At 66.5% G+C, this 14,667-nt stretch carries 13 protein-coding genes; 3 read left to right on the top strand and 10 right to left on the bottom strand.

Annotation, left to right across the window (positions count from 1 at the left end; all coding sequences use genetic code 11):
• The first annotated feature begins 11 nt into the window (after window positions 1–11).
• Window positions 12–1,067 (top strand): class I SAM-dependent methyltransferase, encoded by a 1,056-nt coding sequence (locus tag ACSF9G_RS12990; RefSeq protein WP_436642260.1) that lies wholly within the window; start codon window positions 12–14, stop codon window positions 1,065–1,067.
• Between the two features lie 6 nt (window positions 1,068–1,073).
• Here ACSF9G_RS12990 and ACSF9G_RS12985 read toward each other — a convergent pair whose 3' ends face one another.
• The 9 genes from ACSF9G_RS12985 to ACSF9G_RS12945 all read right to left on the bottom strand — a co-directional run bounded on the left by ACSF9G_RS12985 (window position 1,074) and on the right by ACSF9G_RS12945 (window position 11,619).
• Window positions 1,074–2,015: a 2-hydroxyacid dehydrogenase gene (locus ACSF9G_RS12985; protein ID WP_436642258.1), complete on the bottom strand. Its 942-nt coding sequence runs from the start codon at window positions 2,013–2,015 to the stop codon at window positions 1,074–1,076.
• Window positions 2,016–2,168: 153 nt separating this feature from the next.
• Complete coding sequence (locus ACSF9G_RS12980; protein WP_436642256.1) at window positions 2,169–3,800, bottom strand: ABC transporter ATP-binding protein; 1,632 nt, start codon at window positions 3,798–3,800, stop codon at window positions 2,169–2,171.
• Window positions 3,797–4,225, bottom strand: a complete 429-nt coding sequence (locus tag ACSF9G_RS12975) for a type II toxin-antitoxin system VapC family toxin (protein WP_436642254.1) — start codon at window positions 4,223–4,225, stop codon at window positions 3,797–3,799. Before ACSF9G_RS12975 ends, ACSF9G_RS12980 begins: the two co-directional genes overlap by 4 nt.
• A 12-nt stretch (window positions 4,226–4,237) precedes the next feature.
• Window positions 4,238–4,462, bottom strand: coding sequence for a hypothetical protein (locus ACSF9G_RS12970; protein ID WP_436642252.1), 225 nt, complete (start codon window positions 4,460–4,462; stop codon window positions 4,238–4,240).
• 37 nt (window positions 4,463–4,499) lie between these two features.
• Window positions 4,500–5,684, bottom strand: a complete 1,185-nt coding sequence (locus ACSF9G_RS12965; RefSeq protein WP_436643247.1) for an ABC transporter permease — start codon at window positions 5,682–5,684, stop codon at window positions 4,500–4,502.
• 285 nt (window positions 5,685–5,969) lie between these two features.
• The gene (locus ACSF9G_RS12960; protein ID WP_436642250.1) at window positions 5,970–7,082 is read right to left on the bottom strand and encodes a microcin C ABC transporter permease YejB; all 1,113 of its coding nucleotides are present in this window, start codon (window positions 7,080–7,082) and stop codon (window positions 5,970–5,972) included.
• Between the two features lie 3 nt (window positions 7,083–7,085).
• Complete coding sequence (locus tag ACSF9G_RS12955) at window positions 7,086–8,963, bottom strand: extracellular solute-binding protein (RefSeq protein WP_436642248.1); 1,878 nt, start codon at window positions 8,961–8,963, stop codon at window positions 7,086–7,088.
• A gap of 7 nt (window positions 8,964–8,970) precedes the next feature.
• A complete protein-coding gene (locus ACSF9G_RS12950; protein WP_436642246.1) occupies window positions 8,971–10,824 on the bottom strand; it encodes an extracellular solute-binding protein in 1,854 nt (617 codons plus the stop codon).
• Window positions 10,825–11,064: 240 nt separating this feature from the next.
• The gene (locus tag ACSF9G_RS12945) at window positions 11,065–11,619 is read right to left on the bottom strand and encodes a c-type cytochrome (RefSeq protein WP_436642244.1); all 555 of its coding nucleotides are present in this window, start codon (window positions 11,617–11,619) and stop codon (window positions 11,065–11,067) included.
• Window positions 11,620–11,785: 166 nt separating this feature from the next.
• Here ACSF9G_RS12945 and ACSF9G_RS12940 point away from each other — a divergent pair, with 166 nt between their 5' ends.
• A complete protein-coding gene (locus ACSF9G_RS12940; RefSeq protein ID WP_436642242.1) occupies window positions 11,786–12,514 on the top strand; it encodes a 3-deoxy-manno-octulosonate cytidylyltransferase in 729 nt (242 codons plus the stop codon).
• Window positions 12,515–12,572: 58 nt separating this feature from the next.
• Window positions 12,573–13,445 carry a prephenate dehydratase gene (locus tag ACSF9G_RS12935; RefSeq protein WP_436643246.1) on the top strand — a complete coding sequence of 291 codons (873 nt, stop codon included), beginning with the start codon at window positions 12,573–12,575 and terminating at the stop codon, window positions 13,443–13,445.
• A gap of 217 nt (window positions 13,446–13,662) precedes the next feature.
• On the opposite strand, the gene nudC is transcribed toward ACSF9G_RS12935, so the two are convergent.
• Window positions 13,663–14,610: an NAD(+) diphosphatase gene (nudC, locus tag ACSF9G_RS12930; RefSeq protein WP_436642240.1), complete on the bottom strand. Its 948-nt coding sequence runs from the start codon at window positions 14,608–14,610 to the stop codon at window positions 13,663–13,665.
• Between the last annotated feature and the right edge of the window lie 57 nt (window positions 14,611–14,667).

Here is a 14,667-nt window from a genome sequence, read left to right as displayed (position 1 = left end):
GGAGATGCACCATGGACAAGGAACGGATTCGGTCCTTCGCGGACAAGGTCTATGACGACATGGCCGGCACCATGGCCGTGGCCATGGCCTATGTCGGGGTCAAGCACGGGCTGTTCCGCGCGATGGCCGGGCGCGGGGCGATGTCCCAGGCCGATGTCGTCGCGGCGTCCGGCCTGCAGCCACGCTATGTCGAGGAATGGCTGAAGGGCATGGTGACCGCCGGCTATCTCGACTACGACGCCGCGGCGGAGACCTACGCGCTCGCCGACGAGCACGCCTATCTGCTGGCGTCGGAAGGCACCGACCACTTCATGGGCGGCCTGTTCTACATGGCGACGTCGCTGATGGGCGTCGCGCCGAAGGTGGCCGAGGCGTTCAGGACCGGCGGCGGGGTCGCCTTCTCCGAGTTCGGCGACGAGTGCATCCACGCGCTCGACATGCTGAACCAGGGCAGCTACGAGCAACGCTTCACCGACTACTGGCTTCCGGCCATGCCCGATGTCGTCGCGCGCCTGCAGAACGGCGGCCGCGCGCTCGACTTCGGCTGCGGCGTCGGGCGGGCGAGCCTCGCCATCGCCAGGGCGTTTCCGGACGCCCATGTCGTCGGCCTCGACATCGACGCGGAATCGATCTCAAAGGCGCGCGCGAAGGCGGAGGACGCCGGGCTCGCGGACCGGGTCGCGTTCGTCGCCCAGGATGTCGGCACCTACCGCCCCGAAGAGCGGTTCGACCTGATCACGGCCTGCGACTGCGTCCACGATCTCGCCGATCCCGGCGGCACGCTCGAGGCGATCCGCGCGCTCCTGAAACCCGACGGGACGCTGTTCGTCGGCGAGCCCAAGGCGGCCGACCGTCTGGAAGACAACATCAATCCGCTCGGCACCGTGTTCTACGGCTTCTCGATCTTCCACTGCATGACGCAGTCGCTCGCCAATGGCGGGCCGGGGCTCGGCACCTGCATGGGGCCGAAGAAGACCGAGGCGCTGCTGCGGGCGGCGGGCTTCAGCCGCTTCGAGCCGCTCGATATCCGCAGCGCGACGAACCTGTTCTACGCCGCGCGGCCGTAGCCGGGCTCAGTAGCCCAGCGAGCGATCGACCACGTTCTCAAGCGGGCGTCCGGCCTCGAAATTCTCGATCTGCCGGAGGATATAGGTGCACAGATAGTCCGGGTCGCTTTCGGCGGCGACATGCGGCGTCACCGTCACCTTGGGATGCGTCCAGAACGGGCTTTCCGGCGGCAGCGGCTCCTCGACGAAGACGTCCAGCGTCGCCCCCGACAGATTGCCCTCGGCAAGCGCCCGCAGGATATCGGCCTCGACCTGCAACCCGCCGCGCCCGGCATTGATCAGCACCGCGCCGCCCATGTGGTTGTCGGTGCGCAGGCCGCCGAGCAGATCGAAGTCGATCATCGCCTGCGTGTCGGGCGTCAGCGGCAGCAGCACGACGAGGATGTCGGTGCGGGCAAGGAACGGGCGCAGGCCGTCCTCGCCGTGGAAACAGGTCACGCCCGGCAGGTCCTTGGGCGTCCGGCTCCAGCCGGCGACGTCGAAGCCGAGCCCGATCAGCTTCTCCGCCGCATCCTGGCCGAGGACGCCGAGCCCCATGATGCCGACGCCGACCGCGTCGGCCGCCGGTTGAGGAACGCTGCCCCACAGCTTGTCGCGCTGATGGGCGTCGTGGACCCGCTGCCGGCGATGATGCATCAGCACCTGCAGCACCACCCATTCGGTCATGCGGCCGGTGAGGCTCGGGTCGACGATGCGGACCAGCGGCACGTCAGGCAGCTCCGGATCGTGCATCATCGCGTCGACGCCGGCGCCGAGCGAGAACATCACCTGGAGATCGGGCAGCTTCGCCAGCAGCCCCTGCGGCGGCTTCCAGCACACCGCGTAGCGCACGCCCTTGTAGTCTGTCGCATCCGGCCACAGGCGAATGTCGCGGCCGGGCGCGTTCTTGCTGAAGCGCGCGACCCAGCCGGCACTGTCCCAGTCCTGTATGGCGAGAAGGATCGACATCGTCTGCTTAGCCTCGTCTGCGGTCCGGGAGCGCGCCGCCCGACCGGCCTCCCGGTCGAGACCGTAAGGAGCAGAATCGGCGGCGCCGGTTATCCGATGGGACTCCTGACCGATCGATCCGCGTCAATCAACCCGCAGGGCCTATTACGCGGCCTATTGCGCGACCACGCCTTCCGGCGCCGCCTCGATGTCGAAGGCGGCGGCCATCAAAGCCTTGGTGTAGTCGGTCTCGGGGTGCTCGAAGATCTTCTTGGCCGTGCCGTGCTCGACCACCTTGCCGGCGCGCAGGACGATGACGTCGTTGGCGAGCGCGCGGACCACCTTGAGGTCATGGCTGATGAACATGTAGGCGAGGCCATGGCGCTTCTGCAGATCGCGCAGCAGGTCGACGATCTGCGCCTGCACGCTCATGTCGAGGGCGCTCGTGGGCTCGTCCAGCATGACGAATTTCGGCTCCAGCACCATGGCGCGGGCGACCGCGATGCGCTGTCGCTGGCCGCCGGAGAATTCGTGCGGATAGCGGTCCATGGTGGCCGGGTCGATGCCGACCTCGGCGAGCGCGTCGGCGACGCGGCGGCGGCGGTCCTCGTAGGACAGGCCGGGCTCGTGCACCTTCAGCCCCTCGCCGACGATCTCGGCGATCGACATGCGCGGGCTCAGCGAGCCGTAGGGGTCCTGGAACACGATCTGCATGCGATCGCGCAGGCCGCGCATCTCGCCGAAGGAGAAGCGGTCGATCTCGTTGCCGAGGCAGACGATCCGGCCTTCGCTCGAGATCATGCGAAGCAGCGCGAGCCCCAGCGTCGTCTTGCCGGACCCGGATTCGCCGACGACGCCGAGGGTCTGGCCCTCGCGCACCGTCACGTCGACGCCGTCGACCGCCTTGATGTGGCCGACGGTCTTGCGGAACAGGCCGCGCTTGACCGGGAACCACACCTTGATGTCGTCGCCCTTCATCACGACCGGGGCGGAGGGATCGGCGTGCGGCGGCTCGCCCTTCGGCTCGGCGGCGAGCAGGTGCCGGGTATAGTCGTGCTGCGGGTTCTCGTAGACGTCCCTGGTCACGCCCTGCTCGACGATCTGGCCCTGGGTCATGACGCAGACCCGGTCGGCGACCTTGCGCACGATGCCGAGGTCGTGGGTGATCAGCAGGATCGCCATGCCGTGCTTGTCCTGAAGCTCCTTGAGCAGCTTCAGGATCTGCGCCTGCACGGTGACGTCGAGAGCCGTCGTCGGCTCGTCGGCGATCAGCAGGTCGGGATCGTTGGCCAGCGCCATGGCGATCATCACGCGCTGGCGCTGCCCGCCGGAAAGCTGATGGGGATAGCTGCCGAGCCGCGTCTCCGGCTCGCGGATGCCGACCTGGGTCAGGAGCTCGATCACGCGCTTGCGGGCCGCCGTATCCGACATGCCCTGATGGATCTTCAGGATCTCGCCGATCTGGCGCTCGACCGTGTGCAGCGGATTGAGCGAGGACATCGGCTCCTGGAACACCATGGTGATGTCGTTGCCGCGGACGCGGCGCAGGTCGCGATCGTCCTCGTCGAGCAGGTTCTCGCCCTTGAATCGGATCTCGCCGGAGGGATGCTCGGCGGGCGGATAGGGCAGGAGCTTCAGGATCGACAGCGCGGTGACCGACTTGCCGGACCCGGACTCGCCGACGAGCGCGACGGTCTCGCCCCTGGCGATGTCGAAGGAGACGCCCCGCACCGCATGCGTCACCCTGCCGGCCTGGCGGAAGTCGACGGCGAGGTTCCTGACGGAGAGGAGAGGTTCGTCGGTCATGGCCATTCGTCCATATCGCCGGCGTCTTCGACAGCAATTCGCGTCATGCCGTCAGGCAACCTGATACGCCGATCAGAAGAAAGAAACACGCCGCACGCCTCGCTCAGTGCCGTTGCGACGTGTATCGAGTCGGGCAGCTTGTTCGCCAGGGTCGCTCGCAACCAAGCCGACGCGGTGAGGATCTTTCGGTCCACCGCCCGCACTTCCAACAATTCGGTATCGGCGAACAAATCCTTATATTCGCGCGTGAGGCCGGTATCGTTTCCTCGCATCGGTCCGACTAGAACTTCCGCCAGCGTCAGTTCACTGGTGAACAAAATCAGGACTCCCGCCGAAGCGCGTTCCACCACCGACAACACATTGTCATCTTCGCTTTCGACGAGCCGAATGATGAAATTCGCATCGAGATAGACATGCTTCGCCATATTGGTGCGGTTTCAGTCCCACTCGTCGCGGAGTTCGCGAATACGCCGGACAGCCTCTTCTGTCGACGTTTCCCTATCTTTCGCCGCGCCGAAGTAGTCGCGGAGCGTCCGGCGGCGTGCGACGGCGCTTTCATCAACCGTGATTTCGATGTCCACGACTGCACCTTCCGGCAGCCCTTCCCGCAGATCCTCCGGCAGTTTCGACGCCGGATAGTGCTTCTTCACGATCCTGTTCATCGCACGCCCTCCTTCGCCGCCGATCCTACCACGCCCCTCACCGGAACGTCTTTCTGGGGTCGAAGGCGTCGCGCACCGCCTCGCCGACGAAGATCAGCAGGCTCAGCATGATGGCGATGACGAAGAAGCCGGTGAGGCCGAGCCAGGGCGCCTGCAGGTTCGACTTGCCCTGCGCCAGCAGCTCGCCAAGCGACGGCGAGCCCGGCGGCAGGCCGAAACCGAGGAAGTCGAGCGAGGTCAGCGTCGTGATCGAGCCGTTGAGAATGAACGGCATGAAGGTCAGCGTCGCCACCATGGCGTTGGGCAGGAGATGCCGCCACATGATCGTGGCGTTGCCCACGCCGAGCGCCCGGGCGGCGGCGATGTACTCGAAGTTGCGCCCGCGCAGGAATTCCGCGCGCACCACCCCGACCAGCGCCACCCAGGAGAACAGCAGGAGGATGCCGAGCAGGATCCAGAAATTCGGCTCGATCACCGCGGCGATGATGATCAGCAGGTAGAGCGAGGGGATCGACGTCCAGATCTCCAGGAACCGCTGGAAGATCAGGTCGGTCCAGCCACCGAAATAGCCCTGCACCGCGCCGGCGGCGACGCCGACCACCGAGGAAACGATGGTCAACACCAGGCCGAACAGCACCGAGATGCGGAACCCGTAGATCAGGCGGGCGACGACGTCGCGCGCCTGGTCGTCGGTGCCGAGCCAGTGCCAGTTGCCGATGGTGCAGTTGGGATCGTTCACCCCGTCGGGATAGCCCTGGCAGCGCTGCTCCAGGTCCATCAGCCAGAACGGCGGCGCCGGCGCGGGAACCGGGATCTCGTTGTCGACGGTGCGGTAGCTATAACGGACCGGCGGCCACAGGATCCAGCCGCCCGACTCATGGATCAGGTCCTGCACGAAGGGATCGCGATAGTCGGCCTCGGTCTCGAAGTCGCCGCCGAACGCCGTCTCCGGATAGAAGGAGAAGATCGGCATGTAACTGGCGCCGTCGTAGCGGACGAGGATCGGCTTGTCGTTGGCGATGAACTCGGCGAACAGGCTCAGGACGAACAGGACCATGAAGGCCCAGAACGACCAGTAGCCGCGCCGGTGCGACTTGAAGTTCAGCCAGCGCCGCTCGTTGATCGGCGACAGGGCAAAGCGCCCGCGCTTCGGCGGCGCCTTCGCCTCGGGCTCATCCTGAGGCTCGCGCGGCAGCGTCTCGGGATTGACGAAGGCTTCCATGCTAGAGCCCTTCATGACCAAATCGAGCCATTCTGACGTGGCGATTTCGGGTCAAGGCCAAGCTGGCGACCGAAGGCCGTATCCGGATACGGTCGAGGACGACGGCGCCGGCATTGGCCCGAAAGCGCCCGTCCCCCCTGTCCAATACATTGGGGGTTCGCGAGCGGCGCGCGCCCGACGCCGAGCTCTCCTTGGCCGATACCCCGCATCGCCCTTCGTCGATCTCGACGCCGGATCGCCTCGCCGTTCGCAAACAGAATTGTCTCGATTTGGTCATGAAGGGCTCTAAACCTCCCGCGACTCGAAGTCGATGCGCGGATCGACCCAGGTGTAGGTGAGGTCCGAGACGAGGTTCACGATAAGCCCCATCAGCGAGAAGATGTAGAGCGTGGCGAAGACGACCGGGTAGTCGCGGTTGACGATCGATTCAAACGACAGCAGGCCGAGCCCGTCGAGGGAGAAGATCGTCTCGATCAGGAGCGAGCCGGCGAAGAAGGCCGAGATGAAGGCGCCCGGGAACCCGGCGATGATGATCAGCATGGCGTTGCGGAAGACGTGGCCGTAGAGCACCTGGCGCTCGGTCAGGCCCTTCATCCGCGCCGTCATCACATATTGCTTGCGGATTTCGTCGAGGAACGAGTTCTTGGTCAGAAGCGTCGTCGTGGCGAAGGCGCCGAGCGCCATCGAGATGATTGGCAGCGTCAGGTGCCAGAAGTAGTCGGTGATCTTCTGGTACCAGGGCAGGCTGTCCCAATTGTCGGAGACGAGGCCGCGCAGCGGGAACCAGTCGAGGAAGCTGCCGCCGGCGAACAGCACGATCAGCAGCACGGCGAACAGGAAGCCGGGAATCGCGTAGCCGACGATGACGATCGCCGATGTCCAGGTGTCGAACCGGGTGCCGTCGCGCACCGCCTTGGCGATGCCCAGCGGGATCGAGATCATGTAGGAGATGAACATCATCCAGATGCCGAGCGAGATCGACACCGGCATCTTCTCGACGATCAGGTCAATGACGGATATGTCGCGGAAATAGCTCTCGCCGAAATCGAAGCGGATGTAGTTCCACAGCATCTGCAGGAAGCGTTCGTGCGCCGGCTTGTCGAAGCCGTACTGGCGCTCGAGTTCCTGGATGAACTCCGGATCCAGCCCTTGCGCGCCGCGGTATTTCGACTGGATCGGCTCGGACGCGCCGGCCGCGCCCGAACCGGCGCCGCCGACCTCCCCGCCCGCACCGCCGCCGATGCGCGCGGTCGCCGAAACCTCGGTGCCCTGAAGCTGGGCGATCACCCGCTCGATCGGGCCGCCGGGCGCGAACTGCACGATCACGAAGGACACGAACATGATCCCGAGCAGCGTCGGGATCATCAGCAGCACGCGGCGGAGGATATAGGCACCCATCGCTTACGCCCCCTTGCCGAGCTTCGCGGCCCTGTCGGCGTTCAGCCACCAGGTCTCGACGACGCCGCGGGCATAGCGCGGCTTCTCCTCCGGCCGGTCGTAGACATCCCAGTAGGCCAGGTTGTGGACCGCCTTGTACCAGTGCGGCACCCAGTAGCGGCCGGCGCGCAGGAGCCGGTCCAGCGCGCGGGCGGCCGTCACCTGCTCGTCCCGGGTCTCGGCGTTGATGACGATATCGGTCAGGGCGTCGATCGCGGGATCGGCGATGCCCGAGAGATTGTTGGAGCCGGGCACCGTTGCCGACGGGCTCGTCCAGAACTGCTTGATCCCCTCGCCCGGCGTCGGCGACATGGAGTAGCGCCGGGTGATCAGGTCGTAGTCGAAATCGTTCAACCGGCTCTGGTACTGGGAGGCGTCGACGACGCGGAAGCTGGCGTCGATGCCGAGCACCTTCAGGTTCCGGATATAGGGCTGGACGACACGCTCGAACGAGCCGTCGTTGTCGAGGAACTGGATCGTCAGCGTCTCGCCGGCCGCGTTCTTCAGGGCGCCGCCGTCGATCGACCAGCCGGCCTCCTTAAGAAGCTTCGTCGCATGGCGCAGCAGCTTGCGGTCCTGGCCGGAGCCATCGGACACCGGCGGGGCGAACGGCGCGTCGAACACCTCGTCCGGCACCTTGCCGCGCCAGGGCTCCAGCAGCGTCAGCTCGGCCTCGCTCGGCGGCCCCTCGGCCATCATGTCGGAATTCTGGAAGTAGGAATGGCTGCGCCGGTACAGGTCGTAGAACAGCGTGCGGTTGGTCCACTCGAAATCGAAGGCGTAGATCAGCGCTTCGCGCACGCGCGGGTCGGCGAACTTCTCCAGCCGCGTGTTCAGGAACCAGCCCTGCGCGCCCGACGGGGTGTCGTCGGGGATCGTCGCCAGCGCGACGCGGCCGTCGCCGACCGCCGGGAAATCGTAGCCGGTGGCCCAGACCCGCGAGGTGAATTCCTCGCGGAAGAAATAGCGGCCCGCCTTGAACGCCTCGAAGGCGACGTCGCGGTCGCGGTAGAACTCGTAGCGCAGCGTGTCGAAATTGTACTGGCCGCGAACGACGGGCAGGTCCCTGGCCCAATAGTCCTCGACCCGGTCGTAGTCGATGTAGCGGCCGGTATCGAATTTGCCGACCCGGTAGGGACCGGAGGCCAGCGGCGGCTGCATCGTCGTCTGGTCGAACGGCTGCGTCTGGTAGTAGGCCTCGGAGATGATCGGCAGCGTGGCGACGGTCTGGGCGAGATCACGCGCCTGCTTGCCGGTGAAGGTCACCTCGACCTCGTGGTCGCCGACGGCCCTGGCGCCGGCCATCTCGCGGATCGTCTGCGAGATCAGCGGATGGCCCTGCTGCTTCAGGGTGTTGAGCGAGAACGCGACGTCGGCGGCGGTCAGCGGCGTGCCGTCGTGCCAGCGCGCCTCGGGGCGCAGGAAGAAGCGGTAGGTGTTGCGGTCGCCGGAGATCTCGACGCCCTCGGCGACGAGCCCGTAGACCGCGTCCGGCTCGTCGAAGGCGCGCACCATCAGCGTGTCGAAGATGATGTGCAGCCCGACCGGCGCGTCGCCCCTGAGGATCAGGGTGTTGAGCGTGTTGAAGGTCTGCGGGTTCTGGTTGAAGGCCCAGGACGACGGCACCATCGCCAGCACCCCGCCCTTCGGCGCGTCGGGAACGACGTAGTCGAATTGCGCGAACCCGGCAGGATACTTCAGGTCGCCGAAGACCGACAGGCCGTGCAGCCGTTCCCCGGCGCCGGCCTGCGCCATCGCCGGCCAGCCGCCAAATCCCGCCACGCCACCCAGCGCGGCGGCGCCGGCCAGCAAATCGCGTCTGGTGAGACCGCTGGCCGCCATCGCCGGCTCACGAGCCCTGCTTCACGCCGGCCGCCTTCTCGGCGTCCCACCACCACAGCGACGGCGACACGCCGTAGTCGGGCTGGATCTCGGGCAGGCCGAAGCGGTTCCAGCGCGCGGTGCGGATGACGGGGGTGTGGAATTCGGGCACCAGATAGTGGTTCCACAGCAGCACCCGGTCCAGCGCCTTCGAGGCGGCGACCAGGGTCCCGCGATCGCTGGCGAAGATGATCTCGTCGATCAGCGTATCGACCGCCGGGTTCTTGATGCCGATCACGTTGCGGCTGGCCGGCGCGTCGGCGGCGGCGGAGCCCCAGAAGTCGCGCTGCTCGTTGCCCGGCGACAGCGACTGGGCGAACATCGACGTGGTCATGTCGAAGTCGAAATTGTCCATGCGGTTGCGATACTGCGAGGTATCGACGGTGCGGATCGTCGCCTTGATGCCGAGCCGCTCGAGGTTCTGGATGTAGGGCGAGAGCACGCGCTCGGAATCGGGCTGGTCGTTGAGAAACTCGACCGTGAACGGTTCCCCCGTCTCCACGTTGACCAGGACGCCGTTCCTGACCTCCCAGCCGGCGTCCTTGAGCAGCCCGGCGGCCTCGCGCAGGTTCTTGCGCACCTGGCGGGTGTCGCCGCCCACCGGGTTCTCGTAGACCTTGGTGAAGACCTCGGGCGGCACCTGATCACGCACCTTCTCGAGGATCTCCAGCTCCCTGCCCTCGGGCAGGCCGGTCGCGGCCAGTTCGGAGTTCTGGAAGAAGCTCGCGGTGCGCTGATACTGGTCGTAGAAGATGTTGGCGTTCAGCCATTCGAAGTCGAAGGCATAGTTGAACGCCTGGCGCACCCGCGGATCCTGGAACTTTGTACGGCGCAGGTTGAACACGAAGGCCTGCATCGGCTCGGCGTTCTTGGTCTCGAATTCCTCGAGCACGACGTCGCCGCGCCTCACCGCCGGGAAATCGTAGCCGGTGGCCCAGCGCTTGGCGCTGTTCTCGACGCGGAAGTCGAACTGGTCGGCCTTGAACGCCTCCAGCGCGATCGTCATGTCGCGGAAATACTCGTAGCGCATCTCGTCGAAATTGTTCTGGCCGACATTCACGGCCAGGTCGGCGCCCCAGTAGTCGGGCACGCGCGCGTAGCTGATCGAGCGGCCCGGCTTCACCTCCTTGATGCGATAGGGGCCGGAGCCGAGCGGCGGCTCCAGCGTGGAGGCGGCGAAGTCGCGCTTGTTGCCCTTGGCGTCGGTGCCTTCCCAGTAGTGCTTCGGCAGCACGTAGAGCTGGCCGGTGATCTGCGGCAGCTCGCGATTGCCGGTCTGGTCGAAGGTGAAGGTCACCTCGTTGTCGCCGGTCTTCTCGGCGGAGACGATGTTGCGATAGTAGGCGTTGTAGAAGGGATGGGTCTTCTTCAGCACCTCGAGGCTCCAGATCACGTCCTCGACGGTGATCGGCTCGCCGTCGTGCCAGCGCGCCTGCGGCCGAAGCCTGAAGGTGACGGAGGAATAGTCGGGCGGATAGGACATGGCCTCCGCGATCAGGCCGTACTCGCTGCTGGGCTCGTCCATCGAGTTCGTCATCAGCGAGTCGTATATGAGCGCGGCCCCGGCCGCCGGCGTGCCCTTGATGTTGAAGGGGTTGAGCGTGTCGAAGGTGCCGATCGCCGCCTGACGGAAGGTGCCACCCTTGGGCGCATCCGGGTTGACGTAGTCGAAATGGGCGAAATCGGCGGGATACTTGACGTCCCCGAACAGCGACGAGCCATGCTTCCAGTCGCCGTCCTGGGCGTGGACGCTCGCGGCGAAAGGCGTTGCAATCATGGCCAGCGCGGCCGCCATGGCGATCCGTCGGATCGGACTCGGCATCGCTCTCGTTCCCCTCTTGGCTTCGACGCTTGCCCCCTAATCTAAACCGTTTCGGGTGCTTCGCACGTTTATGACGGAAATTTAATTCGGTTCGAAGCCGCGCCCCGGCGAAAACGCCCGTCAAAGAAAACGCCCGCCGGCGAGACCGCGGCGGGCGTCGTATTCGTCGATACTGGCGATCGGCCAGCGATCGAAACGATCATCCGATCGAAACGATCGTTCGGCCCGGCCTGACCCGGCTTACTGCGTGGGCAGCGGCTCCGGACTGTCCGACAGCGACTGCAGGTAGACCAGCAGGTCCGCCCGATCCGTCGGCTTCTTGACGCCGGCGAAGGCCATCTTGGTCCCCGGAACGAAGCCCTTCGGGTCGGCCAGGAAATGGTCGAGGTTGGCGAAGGTCCAGACCGCGCCCTCGGCGTTGCCATGGTCCTTCATCGCGTCCGAATACGCGAAGCCCTCGTGCCCGCCGATCGTGCGGCCGACGACGCCCCAGAGATTCGGGCCGACCTTGTTGGCGCCGCCATTGTCGAAGGTGTGGCAGGCCACGCACTTCTTGGCCACCTTCTCTCCGGCGGTGACGTCGGCAGCGGCAAGCAGGACCGGAAGCTCGACGACTTCCTCGGTCTTGGCCTCGGCCTCGCCCGCCTCGCCACCCTCGGCGACTGCGACCTCGAAGCCCGGTTTCTCGGGCTGATGAGGGGTGAACAGCTCTTCCGCGAGGATGCCGACACCCAGCGTCACCAGAAGGGTGAACAGGATCGCGCCGGCGAATTTGTTGAATTCGAAGCTGTCCATTCGCTCCGCACTCCAGGATCTAAGGTCTTGCGCATAAACCACGCGGCAGCCACAGCGGGACCGCGTGTCCGGAAAGTCGGGCAGAGAAATAGCCGCAATTGCCCCGGGAAGGCAACATGTATAAAGGACGCAGCCCAAGATTCCCGATGTTTTTCCGGAGGTGCCGATGACGGCGCTCGTCCTGATTCCGGCCCGAATGGCCTCGACCCGGTTGCCTGGCAAACCGCTGGCCGATATCGCCGGCAAACCGATGATCGTCCGCGTCTACGAACGCGCTGTCGCCGCCGGCGTCGGTCCCGTCGCGGTTGCGACCGACAGCGAAGCGGTCGCGCAAGCGATTCGCGCCGCCGGCGGCGAGGCCGTGCTGACACGGGACGACCATCCGTCCGGCTCGGACCGGATCAACGAAGCGCTGCAGACCAAAGACCCGGACGGCGCCTTCGATACGGTCATCAACCTGCAGGGCGACCTCCCCGACCTCGATGCGCAGGTTGTCCGCGACGCCGCCGCGCTGATCGGCGACCCGCAGGTCGACATCGCCACGTTCGCCGCGGAGATCGTCGATATCGACGAGCGCGAGGACCCGAACGTGGTCAAGGCGATCGGCACGCAGATCGCGCCGAAACGGCTGAGGGCGCTCTATTTCAGCCGTGCCACCGCGCCCTGGGGCGAGGGGCCGCTGTATCATCACATCGGCATCTATGCCTGGCGGCGCGCGGCGCTGTCCCGGTTCGTCGGCCTGCCGCCCTCGCCGCTGGAAAAGCGCGAGCGTCTCGAGCAGCTTCGTGCGCTGGAAGCCGGCATGCGCATCGATATCGGGCTCGTTGACACGGTTCCGGTCGGCGTCGATACTCCCGCCGATCTTGAGCAGGCCCGTCGCCGTTTCGGCGGTTGACCGCCGCTATTTTTCAATCCGAACCTTTTTCCCAATCCGAACAGGGATTTGAGAGATGATGACGACACGGCCGCGCCGGATCGTGTTCCAGGGTGAACCCGGCGCCAATTCGCACATGGCCTGCCGCGACGTCTATCCCGACTTCGAAGCGGTCGCCTGCGCGACCTTCGAGGACGCGTTCCAGTCGATTTCCGACGGCAATGCCGCCCTCGGCATGATTCCGATCGAGAATTCGGTCGCCGGCCGCGTCGCCGACATCCACCATCTGATGCCGACCTCGGACCTCAGCATCATCGGCGAGTATTTCCTGCCGTTGCACCACTATCTGCTCGCGCCGCCCGGCGCGACGCTCGACACGATCGAGACCGTGCACAGCCACGTCATGGCGCTCGGCCAGTGCCGCAAGGCGATCCGCGAGTTCGGCCTCAAGGCGGAAGTCCATGCCGATACCGCCGGGGCGGCGCGCATGGTGGCGGAAGCCGGCGATCCGACGAAGGCCGCCATCGCCTCGCGTCTCGCCGCCGAGATCTACGGCCTCGAGGTGCTGGCCAACGACGTCGAGGACGAGGATCACAACACCACCCGCTTCGTGGTCCTGTCGAAGGATCCGGACTGGGCGGCCAACGGCATCGGCCCGATCATCACCAGCTTCATCTTCCGGGTGCGCAACGTGCCCGCCGCGCTCTACAAGGCGATGGGCGGGTTCGCCACGAACAGCGTCAACATGACGAAGCTCGAATCCTACCAGCTCGAGGGCGAGTTCTTCGCGACCCAGTTCTTCGCCGACATCGAAGGGCACCCGGACGACCAGAACGTCAAGTTCGCCTTCGAGGAGCTGGACTTCTTCACGCGCGAGTTCCGCATCCTCGGCGTCTACCGGGCCAGCCCCTTCCGCGCGCGGATCAAGGAACCGAAGCCGGACGGGATGTAGCGGCGCGTCGCTGCGTCCCCGGTCCCCTCGGTCCGCCTGCCAACGCGCCGCTCGTCCCCGCGCAAGCGGGGATCGGGGTGCGGGTGCGTGAGGCCGTGCCCCGATACGGGGGATTCCCGCTTGCGCGGGAATGAGCGGACAAGGGGCAGGCTCTCTGATGGGAGAAGAGGCGCCGCCCCTGAAGGGAAATGAGGCGGCCCTTAAGTAAGGCCGATCCCTAGAGGATCGCCTCGCCGTCGATGAAGCTGCGCAGGAGCTGGTGGGCGATCGCCATCCTGGGCGGCGCGGCGACGCCTTCGGGATGCGCGCCGGCAAGGATCAGGCGCGCCTCCTGGCGGGTGAACCAGCGGCCGGCTTCCAGCTCGGTGGGATCGAGCACGAGATCGCGGCCGCCGGCCTCGGCGAAACAGCCGATCATCAGGGAAGAGGGAAACGGCCAGGGCTGGCTGGAATGATAGGCCACGTCCAGCACCGGGATCCCCGCCTCCTCGGCAACTTCCCGCCTCACCGCCTCCTCGATGGTCTCGCCCGGCTCGACGAAGCCGGCGAGCGCAGAGAACATGTCGGGCAGAAAGCGCGGACTGCGTGCCAGCAGGCAATCGTCGCCGGAGACCACCAGCATGATGACGACCGGGTCGGTGCGCGGGAAATGGTGGGCCCCGCAGCCGGCGCAATCGCGCCGATAGCCGCCGTCGCGCATCCGCGTCGGCGCCCCGCAGCGGGCGCAGAAGCCGTTGCGGGCATGCCAGTCGAGCATGCTTTTCGCCTGGGCGATCGGCCCGAGCATGGCCGGCGCCACGACGCCCTGCACCGCGATCGAGCGCACGTCGATCGCCTTCAGGTTGCCGTCGCCGAACGGCGTCTCGCCCGCCTGCTCCTCGGCCGGCACCTCGGCGATGGGAACGGCGAACATCGCCCGGTCGCCTTCGACGCCCAGGAACACCGCGCGGGACCGGTCGGCGTCGAGTGCCGCGGCCGCGTCGGCATCGAAGACCGGGTTCGGTTCGGCGCCTTCGGCAACGGCGAAGAGGGGCTTGTCGCCGGCGAACAGCAGATAGCGCGCGCCCGCCCGCGCGGCATCCAGCCAGGCCTCGTCGCCGCGCCTTTCGGCGGCGCGGTCGAGCAGGCTTCCGCTATAGCCGGTGCGCAGGCTGCGTTCGAGCATGGGAATCCCTTTCAGCCTGGCCCTTTCGAACTGGCGCGGACGGTCGCACGCGCGCCG

Origin of the sequence: Microbaculum mangrovi, from assembly GCF_051390635.1 — a bacterium.
Classification (GTDB): domain Bacteria; phylum Pseudomonadota; class Alphaproteobacteria; order Rhizobiales; family Tepidamorphaceae; genus Microbaculum.
This window is presented reverse-complemented; position numbering and strand designations above follow the sequence as displayed.

What these genes read in the sequence shown, in the direction of transcription:
- ACSF9G_RS12990 (WP_436642260.1), top strand. Translation starts at nt 12, where the DNA reads ATGGACAAGGAACGGATTCGGTCCTTCGCGGACAAGGTCTATGACGAC.
- ACSF9G_RS12985 (WP_436642258.1), bottom strand. Translation starts at nt 2,015, where the DNA reads ATGTCGATCCTTCTCGCCATACAGGACTGGGACAGTGCCGGCTGGGTC.
- ACSF9G_RS12980 (WP_436642256.1), bottom strand. Translation starts at nt 3,800, where the DNA reads ATGACCGACGAACCTCTCCTCTCCGTCAGGAACCTCGCCGTCGACTTC.
- ACSF9G_RS12975 (WP_436642254.1), bottom strand. Translation starts at nt 4,225, where the DNA reads ATGGCGAAGCATGTCTATCTCGATGCGAATTTCATCATTCGGCTCGTC.
- ACSF9G_RS12970 (WP_436642252.1), bottom strand. Translation starts at nt 4,462, where the DNA reads ATGAACAGGATCGTGAAGAAGCACTATCCGGCGTCGAAACTGCCGGAG.
- ACSF9G_RS12965 (WP_436643247.1), bottom strand. Translation starts at nt 5,684, where the DNA reads ATGGAAGCCTTCGTCAATCCCGAGACGCTGCCGCGCGAGCCTCAGGAT.
- ACSF9G_RS12960 (WP_436642250.1), bottom strand. Translation starts at nt 7,082, where the DNA reads ATGGGTGCCTATATCCTCCGCCGCGTGCTGCTGATGATCCCGACGCTG.
- ACSF9G_RS12955 (WP_436642248.1), bottom strand. Translation starts at nt 8,963, where the DNA reads ATGGCGGCCAGCGGTCTCACCAGACGCGATTTGCTGGCCGGCGCCGCC.
- ACSF9G_RS12950 (WP_436642246.1), bottom strand. Translation starts at nt 10,824, where the DNA reads ATGCCGAGTCCGATCCGACGGATCGCCATGGCGGCCGCGCTGGCCATG.
- ACSF9G_RS12945 (WP_436642244.1), bottom strand. Translation starts at nt 11,619, where the DNA reads ATGGACAGCTTCGAATTCAACAAATTCGCCGGCGCGATCCTGTTCACC.
- ACSF9G_RS12940 (WP_436642242.1), top strand. Translation starts at nt 11,786, where the DNA reads ATGACGGCGCTCGTCCTGATTCCGGCCCGAATGGCCTCGACCCGGTTG.
- ACSF9G_RS12935 (WP_436643246.1), top strand. Translation starts at nt 12,573, where the DNA reads ATGACGACACGGCCGCGCCGGATCGTGTTCCAGGGTGAACCCGGCGCC.
- nudC (WP_436642240.1), bottom strand. Translation starts at nt 14,610, where the DNA reads ATGCTCGAACGCAGCCTGCGCACCGGCTATAGCGGAAGCCTGCTCGAC.